This window comes from Microcystis sp. LE19-84.1B (assembly GCF_027531875.1).
GTDB lineage: Bacteria > Cyanobacteriota > Cyanobacteriia > Cyanobacteriales > Microcystaceae > Microcystis > Microcystis panniformis.
Map to the genome: position 1 here is coordinate 1 of NZ_JAPZSR010000482.1, position 3110 is coordinate 3110.

The 3110-nt window shown below is 39.8% G+C and carries 6 protein-coding genes; 1 reads left to right on the top strand and 5 read right to left on the bottom strand.

Annotated features, from left to right (window positions below; translation table 11 throughout):
• The first annotated feature begins 4 nt into the window (after window positions 1-4).
• Entirely contained in the window at window positions 5-106 is a 102-nt protein-coding gene (locus tag O9324_RS27385; RefSeq protein ID WP_353851720.1) for a hypothetical protein, read from the top strand.
• Here O9324_RS27385 and O9324_RS26725 read toward each other — a convergent pair.
• The 5 genes from O9324_RS26725 to O9324_RS26745 all read right to left on the bottom strand — a co-directional run bounded on the left by O9324_RS26725 (window position 100) and on the right by O9324_RS26745 (window position 2863).
• Window positions 100-759, bottom strand: coding sequence for a hypothetical protein (locus O9324_RS26725; protein ID WP_288141787.1), 660 nt, complete (start codon window positions 757-759; stop codon window positions 100-102). The two genes, O9324_RS27385 and O9324_RS26725, sit on opposite strands and share 7 nt — an antisense overlap.
• A 231-nt stretch (window positions 760-990) precedes the next feature.
• Window positions 991-1377, bottom strand: a complete 387-nt coding sequence (locus O9324_RS26730; RefSeq protein WP_288141788.1) for a hypothetical protein — start codon at window positions 1375-1377, stop codon at window positions 991-993.
• A complete protein-coding gene (locus O9324_RS26735) occupies window positions 1370-1546 on the bottom strand; it encodes a hypothetical protein (RefSeq protein ID WP_288141789.1) in 177 nt (58 codons plus the stop codon). The genes O9324_RS26730 and O9324_RS26735 overlap by 8 nt, the downstream gene beginning before the upstream one ends.
• Window positions 1547-1595: 49 nt before the next feature.
• Complete coding sequence (locus O9324_RS26740; RefSeq protein ID WP_288141790.1) at window positions 1596-1946, bottom strand: hypothetical protein; 351 nt, start codon at window positions 1944-1946, stop codon at window positions 1596-1598.
• Window positions 1947-1996: 50 nt separating this feature from the next.
• Window positions 1997-2863 carry a hypothetical protein gene (locus tag O9324_RS26745; RefSeq protein WP_288141791.1) on the bottom strand — a complete coding sequence of 289 codons (867 nt, stop codon included), beginning with the start codon at window positions 2861-2863 and terminating at the stop codon, window positions 1997-1999.
• Between the last annotated feature and the right edge of the window lie 247 nt (window positions 2864-3110).

The window sequence follows — 3110 nt, forward strand, 5'->3', positions numbered from 1 at the left end:
AGCTATGGAAGGCTTAAATAATCGTAGTCGTGTAATTTTGCGTCAGACTTATGGGTTAAGAAATTTTCAACATCTGCGCTCACGGCTGTTAGCAGCCAATCATTGATTAGTTAAACTTATCACCATCAGTCCAATAGACCCCGTAGGATTACAGCCCTTAACCCCGATATACTCAAAGTCTTTTTGTGCAATCTCGGGAAATTCACAGCATAATCGCTGTCTAAGTTGGTTAATCAAAGAATTTTTGTTTTTATCAAGCTGTTTTTTTTCGTGAAAAGTCCGACGTAATAAATCGATCGAGTCATAGTCGTAATTATTTAAAAGCGGGGGATTGCCTAGATCATCTAACCCTGATTTGTCGAAATAAGTTAGGGCAATGGTTAGAGCGTCAAGATAATCATCTTTATTTTTAGTTTTAAAGTAGTGCTGCCGATTTATCTTGGTTTGTTGATGAGATATCCAATAAATATCTAATCCTAACTTTTTAGCGCAATTAACCCAAAAACTAGCGTACCAGTAACCCGTAGGCTCTAAAATTATAGCGTCAACTTCTAAAGATTTAATAATCTCGATCGCTTCAGCGTTGCACTCTAGCTTATAAGCTATCTCGTTAAGCTGAGTGTTTCCCTTAATTCGCGAGTATCCCTTGACAGGTTCTCCAATACTTTTCGAGTATTGTAGAGGGGAAACAGATGGAAACTCGCACAATAAAACTACGATAGCCCAATTACGACTAACGTCTATGCCTAGTATTTTCATCGGTTATAATGGGAGTTAATTGGATTTAAAAAGAATTAGCCTTACGATACTCCCGTAGGGCTTTTTAAGCCCTATCTCACTTTAAAAGGCACAATTCTTGAAAGTCCTTGAAGCCTTACGATGTAGTAACAAGCTAAAACTTGAATTCAATGAAAAAGGCACTCTTAGACTAAGATTAGGTTTGGACCCTAACCTCATCCCCTCGGCCTTAGCCGATAGGGTGCGATTAGGTTAAACACATACTTCGTCATCATCTAATAAAGGAACAGGACGTCCTGTGGGAGGGTATTCGTCTGGGTAGCGGTCGGTATTGTCATCGTCATCATCCCAATCGCTATCATCCCAATCGCTTTGTTGTTTTACCTCCTCTATACTGGGAATATCTTCATGATTGTATCGCTTGTCGTCAGGGGGTTCATCAAACAAAGTTCCCCAATTAACTGTCTCTGTTCTAAGAACTTCTGTAAAAGCGTCATAGTCTTCCCCGTCAATTCTTACTACGTTCCCGTCGGACATTTTTAAAATTAATTTATCCGGGTCTGGCTTGACAAAACAAACATGATCTAAATTAATCCAGTAGGATTGTCCTTCATCTTTGCCATAATAAAAATTAGCCATTAGTTTCCTCTACATTGATAAAATTAAGATAATCCGTTTCTAATCGAAAACTTTGCCGATTATTCAGCACAGCGACGTAATTCTTAGCAGGGATTAAGTAAGCTGAAAGAATCCCACAATGAAGCCGATCGGGATATTCAACTAGAACAAAGTCGATTAATTCGCTCAAAATTGATTCTATGACCTAATCAGAGAAAGTCTCTAATAGGAAAGAATTTTTATCTTGGCTTAATTGACTCGATTGTGGTAATTGACTCATCGATTGTGCTAATTGCTTCATTTTCTTTTTCCTTGCAGTAAGAGATATTTTGCTTAATCTTGTTTGAGAGATCGTCAATTTCTCTTTTGTAAGTTTTTAGCCGCGCTTGCATTTTAGATATTTGTTCTCGATGTGATTTTAGATTATCTATTCCGTTCGAGACAGGGATAGATAATAAGGACGCGTTCGCAAAGTCAATAGCATAACTTAGATGCTGAGAACAAAAGCCTAGCAGTTTATTGATGATCGAGAGATAGTGGGATAGAAAATTATAAAATTCTACCCGCGCAAAAATTGTTTTTTTGGTCATTGGAATAATTGACTGATTTTTAGGGAGTAGCAAAAAATAAAATCACCCTATCAGAAAAGGACTAACTTGCCATTGTCAAATAGGTATGAGTTAACAACAGGAGAATAGTAATTATCCTGATAGCTAAAATTAGCACGGTAACGCTGAGTATAATTAGGCAAATCTTGATTTTTTTCCTCATCCGGTTCATCCTCATCCGGTTCATCTGGTGGTACTGTGTCCTGGCCAGAGTCATCCTCGTCGGGTAACAACGAGTCGATCAAATCCTCTAGCAGCTGAGTGGGAGACATTCCCGCTTCTGCGGCCTTTTCCCGCAACTTTTCCCATGACTCAAGAGAGATGTTCACCTTTTTGGAGTTAGGTAGCTTGTGAAACGGATCCCCAAGGTGGGACTTGACCTTATCTAAGGTTAACTCGTGGTCGGCGTAAGTCTCACAAATATCACGCCATGCCTCCAAAAGGTCAGTCTCGCTAAACTTGGATAACTCCAATGCGATCGAGGCATTCATAGGCAATCGATCGCACCCGGCAGATATGAGATGAGACATTACCCGCGCGGAGCGAATCCAATTGTTGACAGCACTGGAAGTCTTACCGATAGCGTTCTCGCAAAACTGCTTGAAAGAAGTGTAACGCTTGCGCCATCCCTTGCATAACTTTATTTTCCAAGAGATTAAACCGATTTCGTACCAAGAGGTTAGATTTCTCTTGATTCCCAATACTAGATTGGGTAATTCATCTATCAATTCGCCTAGTCCGTAAGCTTCCTCGATGCTAATGGCCATGTCGTAAAGAGACCGGCCTAACTCATTTTCTGGAATGTCGGAACCGAACAGGGGTTCAAAAGGGTTGAGGCAATGACCGGGTTTAACCGGCCAGTCCTCTTGTATTCGATCGCTAATTATGGTGGTGTTCATGGGATAAAACGGGGGAAAAATCCCCCCCTGTAAAGGACATCTATCAAAAACTCCTCAGTGTTCTATGAGTACAAAGCAAATTTCCTCAATCCATAGGCATACCCAGCAGCAATTCTCATTTTGAAATAAATAGAGCATTAACCCCGATTTTGGCAGGGAAAATATAGTACGAAGCAACTATTTTCTAGGAGAGGCGAACAATAAAAAAACAATTGGCTGGACAAATTAAGTATAAATACTCAAGCAA